This is a genomic window from Streptomyces sp. NPDC016309 (assembly GCF_043077235.1).
Lineage (GTDB): Bacteria > Actinomycetota > Actinomycetes > Streptomycetales > Streptomycetaceae > Streptomyces.
Map to the genome: position 1 here is coordinate 786,039 of NZ_JBIBSG010000001.1, position 16,231 is coordinate 802,269.

Consider the following 16,231-nt stretch of genomic DNA (forward strand, 5'->3'; position numbering starts at 1 on the left):
GTACCCGGCGTGGCGGGTGCGTCCTCGGCCGGTACGGCGCCGGGCTTCGTGTCCGGCCCGTCCGCTCCGGCACCCGATTCCGCCGTGTCCCGCTGAGGTTCCCGAGCCGCGTTCCGCGACTGCTCCGCTCCCGACATGCGTCCCCTCTGCGATCCCTGATCCTCGCCCGCGCCTGCCGCTTCCGCGCGATGCGGTAACCCGCCCTGGAAGAGCGTCCATTGTCTCTCACTCCGGGACCGGTGAATCTCCCGGGTCCTCAGTCCGCCAGGATGGCCCCCGAAGGAGGGACCCCACGATGCCACTGCCCCGCGCCCGGCTCGCCGCTCCGCTGGTCACCGCCCTGCTCGGGCTGGGCGCCGGCCAGCTCTCCGGGGAACCCTCCCCCACCCCTCCCTCCGCCGTTCTACCGCGACTCGTCTCCGAGGGCCATGCCCCGGCCGCGGCGATGCTGGCCGACTCTCCCACCGCGTCACGGTTCCAGGCCGCCGGGCCGGGGATCGGCCGCGCCGACCGGTTCCGGGCGGGCAGCGTCACCAAGACGTTCATCGCGACGGTGGTGCTCCAACTCGCCGCCGAGGGCAGGCTGCACCTCGACGACCCCGTGGGCCGCCACCTGCCCGGACTGGTACCCGCCGGGGCCGCCCGCAACGTGACGCTGCGGGCGCTGCTCACCCATACCAGCGGGCTGCCGGACTACACCGCCCACGGTGACGGCCGGTCCCCCACGGCGGGGACCGCCGCGCGCGAGGCCGTCCACCGCGTCATGGACGACCCGCCGGGTCCCCTCGGCCGTTACGCGTACTCCAACACCAACTACGTCCTGCTGGGCCTGGTCATCGAGCGGGTCACCCGGCACCCCTACGCGGCCGAGGCCCACCGGCGCATCATCACCCCCCTGCGTCTGAAGGGCACGTCCTTCCCCGGCTCCCGCAGCGCCCTGCCCGCCCCGCACGGCGGGGCCTACGACGCCGCCGGACGGGACGTCACCGTGTTCGACCCGCGCACCGCCGACGCGGCGGGTGAACTCATCAGCACCCTCGACGACCTGAACCGCTTCTACGCGGCTCTCCTCACCGGCCGCCTCCTCCCCCCGCCCCAGCTCCGCGCGCTCCTCGACACCCGCCCGACGCACGGCGTCTACGCCCTGGGCATCTATCCGCACACGCTGTCCTGCGGCACCACGGTGTGGGGCCACAACGGCCGTGTCCCCGGCGGCTACGTCCGCAGCGCCACGACCGGCGACGGCCGGCGGACCGTCACCTTCCGCGTCAACACGGACGCCGTGCCGGTCGACACCCTCGCCACCCTGGAACCGGCGCTCCTCGAAGCCGAGTTCTGCGGCGCCGCCCCGCCCCGTGCCGGGGCGCGCTGAACCCGGCCCCCGCGCGCCCCCACCGGCGGCCCCGGGACGACGAGCCCCGGATCGACGAGCCCCCGCCCGACGGACCCGGGCCGGCGCGCCCGGGCCACCCGGCTACAGCGGGACGATGTCCGGCGCGCCCAGGCGAGCGGCGTCCGCGGTCAGGTCGTCCGGCTGCCGCTGCGATTCACGCTCGGCCTCCACCCGCTTCTCGTAGTGCTCCACCTCCCGCTCGACGTGCCCCTCGTCCCATCCCAGGACGGGTGCCATCAGCCCGGCCGCCTCGCGGGCGCAGCGCGTGCCCCGGTCGAAGGTCTCGATGGAGATCCGGGTGCGCCGGGTCAGTACGTCGTCCAGGTGCCGGGCGCCCTCGTGGGAGGCGGCGTAGACGACCTCGGCCCGCAGGTAGTCGTCGGCGCCGCCGAGCGGTTCACCGAGCTTCGGGTCGGCCACGACCAGTTCCAGCACCTCCTGCGCCATCGAGCCGTACCGGTTCAACAGGTGCTCGACGCGCGCCACGTGAAGACCCGTCCGGGCGGCGATCCTGGCGCGCGCGTTCCACAGCGCCCGGTACCCCTCGGCGCCCATCAGCGGCACGTCCTCGGTGACGCAGGCCGCCACCCGCGCGTCGAGACCGTGCACCGCCGCGTCGACCGCGTCCTTGGCCATCACCCGGTAGGTGGTGTACTTGCCGCCCGCCACGACCACCAGGCCGGGCACCGGGTGGGCCACGGTGTGCTCGCGCGACAGCTTGCTGGTCGCGTCGGACTCGCCGGCCAGCAGCGGCCGCAGCCCCGCGTACACACCCTGCACGTCGTCCCGGGTGAGCGGCACCGCCAGCACGCTGTTGACGTGCTCCAGCAGGTAGTCGATGTCCGCGCTGGACGCCGCCGGATGGGCCTTGTCCAGGTCCCAGTCGGTGTCGGTGGTCCCGACGATCCAGTGGCGTCCCCACGGGATGACGAACAGAACCGACTTCTCGGTGCGCAGGATCAGACCGGTGGTGGAGTGGATCCGGTCCTTGGGGACGACCAGGTGGATGCCCTTCGAGGCCCGTACGTGGAACTGGCCCCGCTCCCCGATGAGGGCCTGGGTGTCGTCCGTCCACACACCGGTGGCGTTGACGACCTGTTTGGCGCGCACCTCGTACTCGCCGCCCGCCTCCACGTCCCGCACCCGGGCACCCACCACGCGCTCCCCCTCGCGGAGGAAGCCGACGACCCGCGCCCGGTTGGCCGCGTGCGCGCCGTAGCTCGCCGCCGTGCGCACCAGCGTCGTGACGAACCGCGCGTCGTCCATCTGGGCGTCGTAGTACTGCAACGCCCCGACCAGGGCGTCCTTCCGCAGCGCGGGCGCCACCCGCAGCGCCTGCCGCCGCGTCAGGTGCCGGTGCACGGGCAGTCCGCGTCCGTGCCCCGACGAGACGGACATCGCGTCGTACAGCGCGACGCCCGACCCGGCGTAGAACCGCTCCCAGCCCTTGTGCTGGAGCGGGTAGAGGAACGGCACCGGCTTCACCAGGTGCGGGGCCAGCCGCCCCAGCAGCAGCCCGCGCTCCTTCAGCGCCTCCCGTACGAGCGCGAAGTCGAGCATCTCCAGATAGCGCAGCCCGCCGTGGATCAGCTTGCTGGACCGGCTGGAGGTGCCCGACGCCCAGTCGCGCGCCTCCACCAGCCCGGTCGCCAGCCCGCGTGTCGCCGCGTCGAGTGCCGTGCCGGCCCCCACCACCCCGGCGCCCACGACCAGCACGTCCAGTTCACGATCGGCCATGGCCGCCAGCGCCTCCGCGCGCTCGGCGGGTCCCAGTGTCGCTGTCCTCACCGCTGCCTCCCATCGCCCCCGGGTGTGGTGCCCCGCGTGGTCCTCGTCGGCCCCCGCGGGCCTCGTGCGGTCGTGCGGTCGTGCGGTCCTCGTGCGGTCCTGCCCCGGCCCCGTCGGCCGGGGCACGGGCGTCCGTGCGGTCCGTGCGGCCCTTCGCCTCTCCTCCGTGCCCGCCGTGCGGCCGGTCCGGCCCGTGCGCCCGCCGTGCGGCCGGGCCCACGACTCGATTCTGTCCCGCCCCTCCGACTTCAGCCACCGCCTGTGGACAACACTCGGCGGAACTGCGGCCCGCAATGCCGCATAACGGTCATATTTACGCCTAGTCTGACATTGCGTTGCGCTCGTTCTGTCCACAGGACTTGCGCGTCTCGTCCACTCCGGCTACTGGGAAGGACGGCATCACCCATGCCCGCAGACCTCGCCGTCATCGGCCTCGGCCACCTCGGACTGCCCCTCGCCCAAGCCGCCACAGCCGCCGGGATCGACACCATCGGCTACGACACCGACCCCCGCCCCGTGGCGGAGCTGGCGGCGGGGCGACCCCCGGTCGACGGCTCGCTGACCGCCTCGGAGATCCGCCGGATGCTCTCGGGGGGCTTCCGGCCGACCACCAACCCCACGGAGCTGGGCCGGGTCCGTACCGCGGTCATCTGCGCCCCCACCCCCCTCGGCCCCGACCGCACACCCGACCTGACCGCCGTGGCCGGGGCGGCGCGCGCGCTGGCGGCCCGGCTGCGCCCCAACACCACCGTCCTGCTGGAGTCGCCCGTCCACCCCGGCACCACCGAGGACGTGCTGCGCCCCCTGCTGGAAGCCGGCTCGGGCCTCAGGGCCGGCCGCGACTTCCACCTGGCGTACTCCCCCGGACGACTGGACCCGGGCAACCGCGCCCACGGCGTCGCCCACACCCCCAAGGTCATCGGCGGCCTCACGCCCGCCTGCACCGAATCGGCCGCCGCCTTCTACGGCCGCCTCACCGACAAGGTCGTCCGGGCCCGCGGCACCCGCGAGGCCGAGACCGTGAAGGTGCTGGAAACCAACTTCCGCCACGTCAACATCGCCCTGGTCAACGAGATGGCGGTGCTCTGCCACGAACTCGGCGTCGACCTGTGGGACGTCATCCGGTGCGCCGAGACCAAGCCCTTCGGGTTCCAGGCCTTCCGGCCCGGCCCCGGCGTCGGCGGTCACGGCGTCCCGGTGGACACCATCGGCGCCCACCGCCCGCTGCGCCTGGTGGAGCTGGCGGGCCAGGTCAACGAACGCATGCCGCAGTACGTCATCCGGCGCTGCGCCACGCTCCTCAACGAGCACGGCAAGTCCGCCCGCGGCGCCCGCGTCCTGCTGCTGGGCGTCACCTACAAACCGGACCTGGCCGACCAGGAGGGTTCACCCGCGGCCGAGATCGGCCGCCGCCTGATGGACATGGGCGCTGTGGTCAGCTACCACGACCCCTACGTCGCCGACTGGCGCGTCCGCGACGTCCCGGTCCCCCGCGCGGACTCCCTGTACGAGGCCGCCGCCGCGGCCGACCTGACGGTGCTTCTCCAGCACCACCGCACGTACGACCTGCAAGGACTCGCCGTGAAGGCCCAGTTGCTCCTGGACACCCGGGGCGTCACCCCGGCGGGCGCGGCCCACCGCCTGTGACACCCGTCCGGGCGTCGGCCGAACCAGGGGAACGGATACGGGCGCGCGGCTGTCACAGGGGCCTGTTAGTCTCCGGGCCTCTACTTAACACAGACCTTATGTGCCCAGGTGCGCATAGGTACTGTGCCGCTTTCAGGGGGGATTTCCCAGCATGAGCCAGCCCGTACCGCCGCCCGGCAACCCGTTCGCCGGCCAGACCCCGTACCCGACCGCGCCCGCCCCGGCCCCCGCGCGGAACAACGTCGCGCTCGGCCTGGTCGCCGCGCTCGTCGCCGCCGTGGTCGCCGCTGTCGCGTACGGCGCGATAGGCGGCGCCATCGAGCGCGAGATCGGGTACGCCGCGCTGGGCGTCGGCTTCCTGGTCGGCTTCGTCGCCGCCAAGGTCGGCGGCCGCAACCCGGCCCTGCCGGTGATCGCCGCGATCCTGTCGATCGGCGCCGTCTACCTCGGCCAGCTGGTCGCCGTCGCGGTCGTCATCAGCAACACCCTCGGCGGGTCCGCGCCCGAGATCCTCATGGAGGACTTCGGTTCGCTGGCCGACCTGTGGAAGGAGAACGCCGACGCCATGTCGTACGTCTTCCTCGCCATCGGCGCCGTCGCCGCCTTCGGTGGCGCCAAGAAGGCCAACGACTGAGCGGCCGCCACGCACGCGTGAGGGCCCGCACCGGGATCGGTGCGGGCCCTTTCCGTCGGTCTCAGCGCTTGTGCTGCGCGTCCGCGACCGTGACCTCGACGCGCTGGAACTCCTTGAGCTCGCTGTAGCCCGTCGTCGCCATCGCGCGGCGCAGGGCGCCGAAGAAGTTCGCCGACCCGTCCGGCGAGTGCGAGGGACCGGACAGGATCTCCTCGGTCGTCCCGACGATGCCGAGGTCGACCAGCTTGCCGCGCGGCACGTCCTCGTGGACGGCCTCCATGCCCCAGTGGTGGCCCTTGCCCGGCGCGTCGGTCGCCCGCGCGAGCGGGGAGCCGATCATCACCGAGTCCGCGCCGCACGCGATCGCCTTGGGCAGGTCGCCCGACCAGCCCACACCGCCGTCCGCGATGACGTGGACGTACCGGCCGCCGGACTCGTCCATGTAGTCCCGGCGCGCGGCCGCCACGTCCGCGACGGCGGTCGCCATCGGGACCTGGATACCCAGCACGTTACGGGTGGTGTGCGCGGCGCCGCCGCCGAAGCCCACCAGGACGCCGGCCGCGCCGGTGCGCATCAGGTGCAGGGCGGCGGTGTAGGTGGCACAGCCGCCGACGATGACGGGGACGTCGAGCTCGTAGATGAACTGCTTCAGGTTCAGCGGCTCGGCGGCGCCCGACACGTGCTCGGCGGAGACCGTCGTACCGCGGATGACGAAGATGTCCACCCCGGCGTCCACGACGGCCTTGGAGAACTGGGCGGTGCGCTGCGGGGAGAGCGCGGCGGCGGTGACCACGCCCGAGTCGCGCACCTCCTTGATGCGCCGCCCGATCAGCTCCTCCTGGATCGGCGCCGCGTAGATCTCCTGCAGACGGCGGGTGGCGTTCGCCTCGTCCAGCTCGGCGATCTCGTCGAGCAGCGGCTGCGGGTCCTCGTACCGGGTCCACAGGCCCTCGAGGTTCAGCACGCCCAGGCCGCCGAGCTGCCCGATGCGGATCGCGGTCTGCGGGGAGACCACCGAGTCCATCGGAGCGGCCAGGAAGGGCAGCTCGAACCGGTAGGCGTCGATCTGCCAGGCGATCGAGACCTCCTTCGGGTCCCGGGTGCGCCGGCTCGGTACGACGGCGATGTCGTCGAACGCGTACGCCCTGCGGCCGCGCTTGCCGCGCCCGATCTCGATCTCAGTCACGATGTGTGGCCTTTCCCTCTACGTCTGCGCCTACCAGTATCCCCGACACACGCGCGGGGGGCGGTTCCGGCCGCATGCCGGAACCGCCCCCTCACGCGCGCGTGGACTACTTCCTGCTGTAGTTCGGCGCCTCGACCGTCATCTGGATGTCGTGCGGGTGGCTCTCCTTGAGGCCCGCCGACGTGATCCGGACGAACCGGCCGCGCTCCTGGAGCTCCGGAACGGTGCGGCCGCCGACGTAGAACATCGACTGGCGCAGGCCGCCGACGAGCTGGTGGACGACCGCGGAGAGCGGGCCGCGGAAGGGCACCTGGCCCTCGATGCCCTCGGGCACCAGCTTCTCGTCGGAGGCGACGCCCTCCTGGAAGTACCGGTCCTTGGAGAAGGACCGCTGCTCGCCACGGGACTGCATGGCGCCGAGGGAACCCATGCCGCGGTACGACTTGAACTGCTTGCCGTTGATGAACATCAGCTCGCCCGGCGACTCCTCGCAGCCCGCGAGCAGCGAGCCGAGCATCACCGTGTCGGCGCCGGCGACCAGCGCCTTGGCGATGTCGCCGGAGTACTGGAGGCCGCCGTCGCCGATGACCGGGACGCCGGCCGCCTTGGCGGCGAGGGAGGCCTCGTAGATGGCGGTGACCTGCGGGACGCCGATACCGGCGACCACGCGGGTGGTGCAGATGGAGCCGGGGCCGACACCGACCTTGATGCCGTCGACACCGGCGTCGATCAGCGCCTGGGCGCCGTCGCGGGTGGCGACGTTGCCGCCGATGACGTCCACCGAGGAGTTCGACTTGATCTTGGCGACCATCTCGCCGACGAGGCGGGAGTGGCCGTGCGCGGTGTCGACGACGATGAAGTCGACGCCCGCCTCGATCAGCGCCTGGGCGCGCTCGAAGGCGTCGCCCGCGACACCGACGGCGGCGCCGACCAGCAGCCGGCCCTCCTTGTCCTTCGCCGCGTTCGGGTACTTCTCCGCCTTGACGAAGTCCTTGACGGTGATGAGGCCCTTGAGGAGGCCGGCGTCGTCGACGAGCGGCAGCTTCTCGATCTTGTGGCGGCGCAGCAGCTCCATGGCGTCGACGCCGGAGATGCCGACCTTGCCGGTGACCAGCGGCATCGGCGTCATGACGTCGCGCACCTGCTGGGTGCGGTCGGTCTCGAAGGCCATGTCGCGGTTGGTCACGATGCCGAGGAGCTTGCCCGCCTGGTCGGTGACGGGGACGCCGCTGATGCGGAACTTGCCGCAGATGGCGTCGGCCTCGGCGAGCGTGGCGTCCGGGTGGACGGTGATCGGGTCGGTCACCATGCCGGACTCGGAGCGCTTGACCAGGTCGACCTGGTTGGCCTGGTCGGCGATGGACAGGTTGCGGTGCAGCACGCCGACGCCGCCCTGGCGGGCCATGGCGATGGCCATCCGGGCCTCGGTGACCTTGTCCATGGCCGCGGACAGCAGCGGGATGTTCACCCGTACGTTCTTGGAGATGTACGAGGCAGTGTCGATCTGGTCGGGCGCCATGTCGGACGCGCCCGGCAGCAGCAGCACGTCGTCGTAGGTCAGCCCGAGTGTCGCGAATTTCTCGGGCACTCCGTCGACGTTGGCAGTCATGACACCTTCCCCAAATGGCCTTGATCGGTGCGGATGTCCATGCTAACGGCCCGCGGCCGTGTCTCATTCCACGAGCAAGATCACCCGGAAGGTTCGTACGTTCACACGTACGGCCGCACGCGCGCGTGGCGGCCCTCCGGGAGCGGTGCGGCCCGGACGGCTCACTGCTCGGCGAGTGCCCGCAGACGGCTGAGCGCGCGGTGCTGGGCGACCCGGACCGCGCCCGGCGACATCCCGAGCATCTGGCCGGTCTCCTCGGCGGTCAGGCCGACCGCGACCCGCAGCACCAGCAGCTCGCGCTGGTTCTCCGGGAGGTTGGCGAGCAGGCGCTTGGCCCACTCGGCGTCGTCGCTGAGCAGCGCGCGCTCCTCAGGCCCCAGGGAGTCGTCGGGCCGCTCCGGCATCTCGTCGGAGGGAACGGCGGTGGAGCCCGGGTGGCGCATGGCGGCCCGCTGGAGGTCGGCGACCTTGTGACCGGCGATGGCGAAGACGAAGGCCTCGAAGGGCCGTCCGGTGTCCTTGTAGCGCGGCAGCGCCATCAGCACCGCGACGCAGACCTCCTGGGCGAGGTCCTCGACGAAGTGGCGGGCGTCACCGGGCAGGCGGTTGAGCCGTGTACGGCAGTAGCGCAGGGCAAGGGGGTGGACATGGGCCAGGAGGTCGTGCGTGGCCTGCTCGTCGCCGTCGACCGCACGGTGTACGAGTGCACCGATGGCCCCGTGGGCCTGGGCCGCCTCGTCGTCGCGCATCGGTCCATGGTGCCTTGGCGGTCGCCCGTCCGTGGCACCGCGTCCACTGTTGTGCACCGAAGCGTTATGAGCAGGTGCGCCGGACGTCATCTCCTGCGCCCTCCCCTCCCGCTCGATCGACTCGTCCCCGAGGAACTCCACCCTTCAAGGATGCGGCATCGGCCCGGAAACGGATATCCGACCTCCGCCGCCCCGTCCGCCGGGCGGCGGACGGGGATCGATACGGTCACGCGCTAGCGCACCAGGCCCCAGCGGAAGCCGAGCGCGACGGCGTGCGCCCGGTCCGATGCGCCCAGCTTCTTGAAGAGCCTCCTGGCGTGCGTCTTCACCGTGTCCTCGGAAAGGAAGAGCTCACGGCCGATCTCGGCGTTGGAGCGGCCGTGGCTCATGCCCTCCAGCACCTGGATCTCGCGTGCGGTGAGGGTGGGCGCGGCGCCCATCTCGGCGGAGCGCAGCCGGCGCGGGGCGAGCCGCCAGGTCGGGTCGGCGAGGGCCTGGGTGACCGTGGCCCGCAGCTCGGCACGCGAGGCGTCCTTGTGCAGGTAGCCACGGGCACCGGCGGCGACGGCGAGCGCCACGCCGTCCAGGTCCTCGGCGACGGTGAGCATGATGATGCGGGCGCCGGGGTCCGCGGAGAGCAGCCGGCGGACGGTCTCCACACCGCCCAGACCGGGCATGCGTACGTCCATCAGAATCAGGTCCGAGCGGTCCGCGCCCCAGCGGCGGAGGACTTCCTCGCCGTTGGCCGCGGTCGTCACGCGCTCGACGCCGGGCACCGTCGCGACGGCGCGGCGGAGCGCTTCTCGGGCAAGCGGGGAGTCGTCGCAGACGAGGACGGATGTCATGGCCGTCCTCCGCAGCTGATGCGCGTCACCTTGAGCCTCCAGGCTGGTTACGTATCGTCACCTGTGCGGTTGACGCCCCCGGACATCCGCCCGAGCGCTTGTTCTTTCAACCGCCTCCGCACTCTCAACGACGGTCACTCGAAAGAGTTACGGGTCCGCCCTCCCCCTTCGGCACTCTACGTGAGGGAGCGCGTACGGAGGAGAGCGACGCAGGTCACCATGGGTTCACCCAGAGCTATGCCCCATTTAGCGGCTTTTCCTTCACTTTGTTGGTGTCTGTGGCTAGATTCGCAATGAGTCATATTTACATCTACTAAGACAGTAGTTGTACGGTCGTGGCTGTATCAGCCCACTCACCCGCTCAGTACCGGAACCAAGGGGACATGCGCTATGGCAGATTTCTCCCGCCTTCCCGGACCCAACGCCGACCTGTGGGACTGGCAGCTCCTCGCGGCCTGCCGGGGGGTCGACAGTTCGCTCTTCTTCCACCCCGAGGGGGAGCGCGGCGCGGCGCGGAGTGCGCGCGAGAACTCGGCGAAAGAGGTCTGCATGCGGTGCCCGGTCCGCGCGGAGTGCGCGGCCCACGCGCTGGCCGTGCGGGAGCCCTACGGCGTATGGGGCGGCCTCACCGAGGACGAGCGCGAGGAACTCATGGGACGAGCCCGCAACCGTCTCGTCACGACATCGCCGGGAAGCCCGGCACGCGCCTGAAGGAACGTTTCTGCATTTACCGGACACGGGCGGCGGGGCGCCCCCCGCACGGCACCGCGGGGCGGCCGCCCCGGGCCCCCCTCCGGTACGGGCCCGGGGCCCGGTGCCTCCGGTACGGGCCACCCGGCGCCTCCGGTACGGGCCCGGGCCCGGTGCCTCAGACGAGGGCGGCCGCGCGGGTGAGCCGGTCGAGGGTGGCCGCGACGGCGGGGACCTTGGCGAGGTCCGGGAGGGTGAGGGCGACGATCTCCCGCTCGACGGGCGGTTCCACCGCGACCGTCCGGGCACCCCGGGGGCGGACCGAGCGGAGGGCCAGCTCGGGCAGGACCGCGACCCCGAGGCCCGCGCCGACCAGGCCGATCACCGCCGGGTAGTCGTCCGTCGCGAAGTCGATGCGCGGGGTGAAACCGGCGCCCTCGCACACCTCGACGAGCTGGCGGCGGCATCGCGGGCAGCCCGCGATCCACGACTCCTCGGCCAGCTCCCCGATCGCCACGGCCTCCGCGTCGGCCAGCCGGTGCCCCTCCGGGACGAGGCCGACCAGGCGGTCGGCGAGGAGCGGGCGGACGACCAGGTCGTCCCACTCCGAGACGGCCGGGCGGTAGCGGAAGGCGAGCGCCACGTCGCAGTCGCCGTCGCGGAGCATCTCGACCGACCGGGGCGGCTCGGCCTCGACCAGGGACACCTGGGTGCCGGGATGGGCGGCGCGGAGCTCGGCGAGGGCGGTGGGGACCAGGGTCGAGCTGCCGCTGGAGAACGAGACCAGCCGGACACGCCCGGCGCGCAGCCCCGCGATGGCGGCGATCTCCTCCTCGGCCGCGGTCAGGCCCGCCAGGATGCCGGAGGCGTGGCGGACGAGCGCCTCGCCGGCCTGGGTGAGGCGCATCTCCCGGCCCGTACGGACCAGCAGGGGGGTGCCCGCCGAGGACTCGAGCGCCTTCATCTGCTGGCTGACGGCGGGCTGGGTGCACCCCAGTTCGCGCGCGGCCGCGGAGAAGGAGCCGGTGCCGGCGACGGCGCGGAGGACGCGCAGGTGTCGAGCTTCGATCACCCCTCGAATATAAGCCTTGCTTGGGTCGCACGCGAAATATCCGCTGGCCGCTTTGAGTAGGCCCGCATTAACGTGTCGCCATGAGAGTTCTGACCGTCAACGTGGGGCGGCCCAAGGCCGTGGACTACACCGATGCGCCGAGCGGCACCACGGGCATCGACAAGCGGCCGGCCGAGGGTCCGGTACGGGTGGCCGATCCGGGGCCCAAGGGCGCGGGCGCGAGCGGGGTGGCCGGGGACACGGTCTGCGACCTGCGGCACCACGGGGGGACCCACCAGGCGGTGTACGCGTTCGCGCGCGAGGACCTGGACCACTGGCAGGGCGAGTTGGGGCGGCCCCTCGCCAACGGCGCCTTCGGGGAGAACCTCACCACCGAGGGGTTCGACGTGAACGCCGCGCTCATAGGGGAGCGTTGGCGGGTCGGCGGGACGGCGGTCCTGGAGGTGGCGTCCGGCCGGGTGCCGTGCCGGACGTTCGCGAGCTGGCTGGGCGAGAAGGGCTGGGTGCGGCGGTTCACGCTGCGCGCCGCGCCGGGACCGTACCTGCGGGTCGTCGAGCCGGGCGAGATACGGGCGGGGGACCCGATCGAGGTGGTGCACCGGCCGGACCACGACGTGACGGTCGCTCTGGCCTTCCGGGCGTTCACCATCGAGCGGGCGCTGCTGCCGCGCACGCTCGCGGCGGGCGGCGCGCTGGACCCCGAGGTGCGCGAGGCCGCCCTGAAGTACGCCGCGCGGCACGCCTCGTAGCCGGCGGCGCCGGACGCCTACGCCCGGGCGGATCCTGACACTCCGTATATGGCGGGCGGCTTCGTCCACAGCCCCGTGGGACCGGGCGCCCCGGTGTGGCCGCGGGGCACTAACGTGCCGCGTATGACGACTGCACTGATTACGGGCGCGACGGCGGGGATCGGGGCCGCCTTCGCGCGGCGGCTGGCGGCGGACGGCCGCGACGTGGTGCTGGTGGCCCGGGACGTGAAGCGGCTGCGGGAGCAGGCGACCGAGCTGCACGACCGGCACGGGATCGAGGCCGAGGTCCTGGCCGCCGACCTGGCCGAGGAGGACGGCATCGCCGCGGTGGAGGCGAGGCTGTCCGACCGCAAGCGACCGGTGGACCTGCTCATCAACAACGCCGGCTTCGGCAACAAGGGCCGGTTCCTGGAGGTGTCCATGGCCGACGAGCTGAGGATGCTGAAGGTGCACTGCGAGGCGGTGCTGCGGCTGACGTCGGCCGCGACGGCGTCGATGCGGGACCGGGGCCGGGGCGGCGTGGTGAACGTCGCTTCGGTGGCCGCGTTCGTGCCGCGCGGTACGTACGGGGCGTCGAAGGCGTGGGTCGTGCAGTTCACCCAGGGCGCCGCGCGCGACCTGGCGGGCAGCGGGGTGCGGCTGATGGCACTGTGCCCGGGCTTCGTGCGCACGGAGTTCCACGAGCGGGCCGGGATGGGCACGGACAACATCCCGGGCTGGATGTGGCTCGACGCGGACAAGCTCGTCGCCTCGGCGCTGGCCGATCTGGCCCGGGGCAGGACCCTGTCGGTGCCCGACCCGCGCTACAAGGCCCTGATGGGCGTGGTGAAACTGGCGCCGCGCGGCCTGCTCGGCGGCGTGAGCTCCCGCGCGGGCCGCAAGTACGGGCCGCGGTAGGCCGCCGGCCCGTCGACGCCGCCGCCCCCGGGCGTCCGCCGCGCCCGGCGCCAGGGCGGCGCGGGGAGGGGGAACCGGCGGCGGGGTACTCCCGTGCCGGGGCCGGGTTTCGTTACCGTCTCGCTCCAGCGCCACCGGCCGGCCCCAGGCCGTACGAGAGGAGCACGCCCCCGATGCACCCCGTCCCCGGCGACCGGTCCCCCCGGCGCCCCGCGCTGCTGCTCGCCATGGGCCCCGGCATCGCCGGGCGCCTGCTCACCGACGCCCACCGCGCCCGCCTCACCGCGCTGGCGCGCACCGACCCGCGGCTGGTCGCCCACGACCTGGCCGCCCCCACGCCCCCGGTCGCGGCCGCGCTCGCCGAGGCGGAGGTGCTGTTCACCTGCTGGGGCGCCACGCCGCTCACCGCGGCCGTCCTGGACCGGGCCCCGCGCCTGCGTGCCGTCGTCCACGCCGCCGGGTCGGTCAAGCACCATGTCACCGGGGCCTGCTGGGAACGCGGCATCACGGTCGCCTCGACGGCCGCGGCCAACACCCTGCCCGTCGCCGAGTACACGCTGGCCGTCATCCTGCTGGCCGGCAAGCGCGTGCTGCGCGCCGCGCGGCGGTACGCGGAGCTGCGCGCCGAGCACGACTGGCTGAGCGAACTCGCCGACAGCGGCAACCACCGCCGGACGGTCGGCATCGTGGGGGCGTCCCGCATCGGCCGCCGGGTGATCGAGCTGCTGCGCCCCTTCGACCTCCAGGTGCTGCTGTACGACCCGTACGTCACGCCCGGCGAGGCCGCCGCGCTCGGTGTCCTCCCGGCCGGTCTGGACGAGCTGTGCGCCCGGGCGGACATCGTGTCCGTGCACGCCCCGCAACTGCCGGCCACCCGCCATATGATCGGCGCTCCGCAGCTCGCCCTGATGCGGGACGGCGCGACGCTGGTCAACACCTCGCGCGGCTCCCTGGTCGACGGGGCCGCCCTGCTCCCGCACCTCACCGCGGGCCGGCTCGACGCCGTCCTCGATGTCACCGACCCCGAGCCGCCGCCCCCGGACTCCCCCCTCTACTCCCTGCCGAACGTGCTGCTCACCCCGCACATCGCGGGCTCGCTCGGCAACGAGCTGCACCGCATGGCGGACCGGGCGCTGGACGAGCTGGAGCGGTACACGAAGGGGGTGCCGTTCGCCGACCCGGTGCGCCCGTCGGAGCTGGACCGCTCGGCATGACGGCGCGGGGAAGACGGGACCCTGTCCCGCGGCGAAAACACCGAGGCCCGGTGCCCCCGCGACGGGGGCACCGGGCCTCGGTGACGCTCGGCAGGCGTCAGTGGGAGTGGCCGTGACCGTGGCCGTGGCCCGCGTCCGCCGGCTCCTCTTCCTTCTTCTCGACGACCAGGGTCTCGGTCGTGAGCAGCAGGGAGGCGATGGAGGCGGCGTTCTCCAGGGCCGAGCGGGTGACCTTGACCGGGTCGATGACGCCGGCCTTGATCAGGTCGCCGTACTCGCCGGTGGCGGCGTTGAAGCCCTGGCCCTTGTCGAGCTCGGAGACCTTGGAGGTGATGACGTAGCCCTCGAGGCCCGCGTTCTCGGCGATCCAGCGCAGCGGCTCGACGGCGGCGCGGCGGACGACCGCCACACCGGTGGCCTCGTCGCCCTCCTTGCCGAGGTTGCCGTCCAGCACCTTGACGGCGTGGACCAGCGCGGAGCCACCACCGGAGACGATGCCCTCCTCGACCGCGGCGCGGGTCGCGGAGATGGCGTCCTCCAGACGGTGCTTCTTCTCCTTCAGCTCCACCTCGGTGGCGGCGCCGACCTTGATGACGCACACGCCGCCGGCCAGCTTCGCGAGGCGCTCCTGGAGCTTCTCGCGGTCCCAGTCGGAGTCCGTGGTCTCGATCTCGGCCTTGATCTGGTTGACCCGGCCGAGCACGTCGTCGCTGTTGCCGCCGCCGTCGACGATCGTGGTGTCGTCCTTGGTGACGGTGACGCGGCGGGCGGTGCCGAGCACCTCCAGACCGGCCTGGTCGAGCTTGAGGCCGACCTCCTCGGCGATGACGGTGGCGCCGGTGAGGGCGGCCATGTCGCCGAGCATCGCCTTGCGGCGGTCGCCGAAGCCGGGGGCCTTGACCGCGACGGCGTTGAACGTGCCGCGGATCTTGTTGACGACCAGGGTCGACAGGGCCTCGCCCTCGACGTCCTCGGCGATGATCAGGAGCGGCTTGGAGGAGCCGGCCTGGATGACCTTCTCCAGCAGCGGGAGCAGGTCCGTGATCGCGGAGATCTTGCCCTGGTGGATCAGGATGTACGGGTCGTCGAGGACGGCCTCCATACGCTCCTGGTCGCTGACCATGTACGGGGACAGGTAGCCCTTGTCGAAGGCCATGCCCTCGGTGAAGTCGAGCTCCAGGCCGAAGGTGTTGGACTCCTCGACGGTGATGACACCGTCCTTGCCGACCTTGTCCATGGCCTCGGCGATGAGCTCGCCGACCTGCTGGTCCTGCGCGGAGAGCGCGGCCACCGCGGCGATGTCGGCCTTGTCGTCGATCGGACGGGCCGAAGCGAGCAGCTCGTCGGAGACGGCCTTGACCGCGGCGTCGATGCCCTTCTTCAGGGCGGCCGGGGAGGCACCCGCGGCCACGTTGCGCAGACCCTCGCGGACCAGCGCCTGGGCCAGGACGGTGGCGGTGGTGGTGCCGTCACCCGCGATGTCGTTGGTCTTGGTCGCCACCTCCTTCACCAGCTGGGCGCCGAGGTTCTCGTACGGGTCCTCGACCTCGACCTCGCGGGCGATCGTCACACCGTCGTTGGTGATGGTCGGCGCGCCGAACTTCTTGTCGATGACGACGTTGCGGCCCTTGGGACCGATCGTCACCTTGACCGTGTCGGCAAGCTTGTTGACGCCGCGCTCAAGGGCGCGACGGGCGTCCTCGTCGAACTTCAGGATCTTCGCCATGGGAGCGATTCAGCCCTCTCGGAAACTCTGGT

The 16,231-nt window shown here is 72.7% G+C and carries 14 protein-coding genes; 7 read left to right on the plus strand and 7 right to left on the minus strand.

The genetic code is table 11. From position 1 onward, the window contains the following. The first annotated feature begins 295 nt into the window (after window positions 1–295). Window positions 296–1,372, plus strand: coding sequence for a serine hydrolase domain-containing protein (locus tag ACF068_RS03545; RefSeq protein WP_392272481.1), 1,077 nt, complete (start codon window positions 296–298; stop codon window positions 1,370–1,372). A gap of 102 nt (window positions 1,373–1,474) precedes the next feature. On the opposite strand, the gene ACF068_RS03550 is transcribed toward ACF068_RS03545, so the two are convergent. Further along, window positions 1,475–3,181, minus strand: a complete 1,707-nt coding sequence (locus tag ACF068_RS03550; protein WP_392272482.1) for a glycerol-3-phosphate dehydrogenase/oxidase — start codon at window positions 3,179–3,181, stop codon at window positions 1,475–1,477. 405 nt (window positions 3,182–3,586) lie between these two features. Between ACF068_RS03550 and ACF068_RS03555 the strand changes: the two genes are divergently transcribed. Both ACF068_RS03555 and ACF068_RS03560 read left to right on the plus strand, forming a co-directional pair. Beyond that, window positions 3,587–4,828, plus strand: coding sequence for a nucleotide sugar dehydrogenase (locus ACF068_RS03555; protein WP_392272483.1), 1,242 nt, complete (start codon window positions 3,587–3,589; stop codon window positions 4,826–4,828). Window positions 4,829–4,979: 151 nt separating this feature from the next. After that, window positions 4,980–5,462 (plus strand): hypothetical protein, encoded by a 483-nt coding sequence (locus ACF068_RS03560; protein ID WP_392272484.1) that lies wholly within the window; start codon window positions 4,980–4,982, stop codon window positions 5,460–5,462. Window positions 5,463–5,523: 61 nt separating this feature from the next. Here ACF068_RS03560 and ACF068_RS03565 read toward each other — a convergent pair whose 3' ends face one another. The 4 genes from ACF068_RS03565 to ACF068_RS03580 form a co-directional block, all read right to left on the minus strand. After that, window positions 5,524–6,648 carry a GuaB3 family IMP dehydrogenase-related protein gene (locus ACF068_RS03565; protein ID WP_392272485.1) on the minus strand — a complete coding sequence of 375 codons (1,125 nt, stop codon included), beginning with the start codon at window positions 6,646–6,648 and terminating at the stop codon, window positions 5,524–5,526. A 106-nt stretch (window positions 6,649–6,754) separates the two neighbouring features. Further along, window positions 6,755–8,257: an IMP dehydrogenase gene (gene guaB / locus ACF068_RS03570; protein WP_392272486.1), complete on the minus strand. Its 1,503-nt coding sequence runs from the start codon at window positions 8,255–8,257 to the stop codon at window positions 6,755–6,757. Between the two features lie 161 nt (window positions 8,258–8,418). Continuing rightward, window positions 8,419–9,006 (minus strand): sigma-70 family RNA polymerase sigma factor, encoded by a 588-nt coding sequence (locus tag ACF068_RS03575; protein WP_392272487.1) that lies wholly within the window; start codon window positions 9,004–9,006, stop codon window positions 8,419–8,421. Window positions 9,007–9,239: 233 nt separating this feature from the next. Beyond that, window positions 9,240–9,851: a response regulator transcription factor gene (locus tag ACF068_RS03580; protein ID WP_003948568.1), complete on the minus strand. Its 612-nt coding sequence runs from the start codon at window positions 9,849–9,851 to the stop codon at window positions 9,240–9,242. Between the two features lie 390 nt (window positions 9,852–10,241). Between ACF068_RS03580 and ACF068_RS03585 the strand changes: the two genes are divergently transcribed. Further along, window positions 10,242–10,562: a WhiB family transcriptional regulator gene (locus tag ACF068_RS03585; protein ID WP_392272488.1), complete on the plus strand. Its 321-nt coding sequence runs from the start codon at window positions 10,242–10,244 to the stop codon at window positions 10,560–10,562. Between the two features lie 157 nt (window positions 10,563–10,719). Here ACF068_RS03585 and ACF068_RS03590 read toward each other — a convergent pair whose 3' ends face one another. After that, window positions 10,720–11,613: a LysR family transcriptional regulator gene (locus ACF068_RS03590; protein WP_392272489.1), complete on the minus strand. Its 894-nt coding sequence runs from the start codon at window positions 11,611–11,613 to the stop codon at window positions 10,720–10,722. 80 nt (window positions 11,614–11,693) lie between these two features. Here ACF068_RS03590 and ACF068_RS03595 point away from each other — a divergent pair, with 80 nt between their 5' ends. From ACF068_RS03595 to ACF068_RS03605, 3 genes are all read left to right on the plus strand, one after another. After that, complete coding sequence (locus ACF068_RS03595) at window positions 11,694–12,362, plus strand: MOSC domain-containing protein (RefSeq protein ID WP_392272490.1); 669 nt, start codon at window positions 11,694–11,696, stop codon at window positions 12,360–12,362. Between the two features lie 123 nt (window positions 12,363–12,485). After that, on the plus strand, window positions 12,486–13,259 hold the full coding sequence (locus ACF068_RS03600) for an SDR family NAD(P)-dependent oxidoreductase (RefSeq protein ID WP_392272491.1): 774 nt from the start codon (window positions 12,486–12,488) through the stop codon (window positions 13,257–13,259). Window positions 13,260–13,432: 173 nt separating this feature from the next. After that, window positions 13,433–14,473 (plus strand): hydroxyacid dehydrogenase, encoded by a 1,041-nt coding sequence (locus ACF068_RS03605; protein WP_392272492.1) that lies wholly within the window; start codon window positions 13,433–13,435, stop codon window positions 14,471–14,473. 97 nt (window positions 14,474–14,570) lie between these two features. Here the strand turns inward: ACF068_RS03605 and groL are convergent, their stop codons facing one another. Further along, window positions 14,571–16,199, minus strand: a complete 1,629-nt coding sequence (gene groL / locus ACF068_RS03610) for a chaperonin GroEL (RefSeq protein WP_392272493.1) — start codon at window positions 16,197–16,199, stop codon at window positions 14,571–14,573. Between the last annotated feature and the right edge of the window lie 32 nt (window positions 16,200–16,231).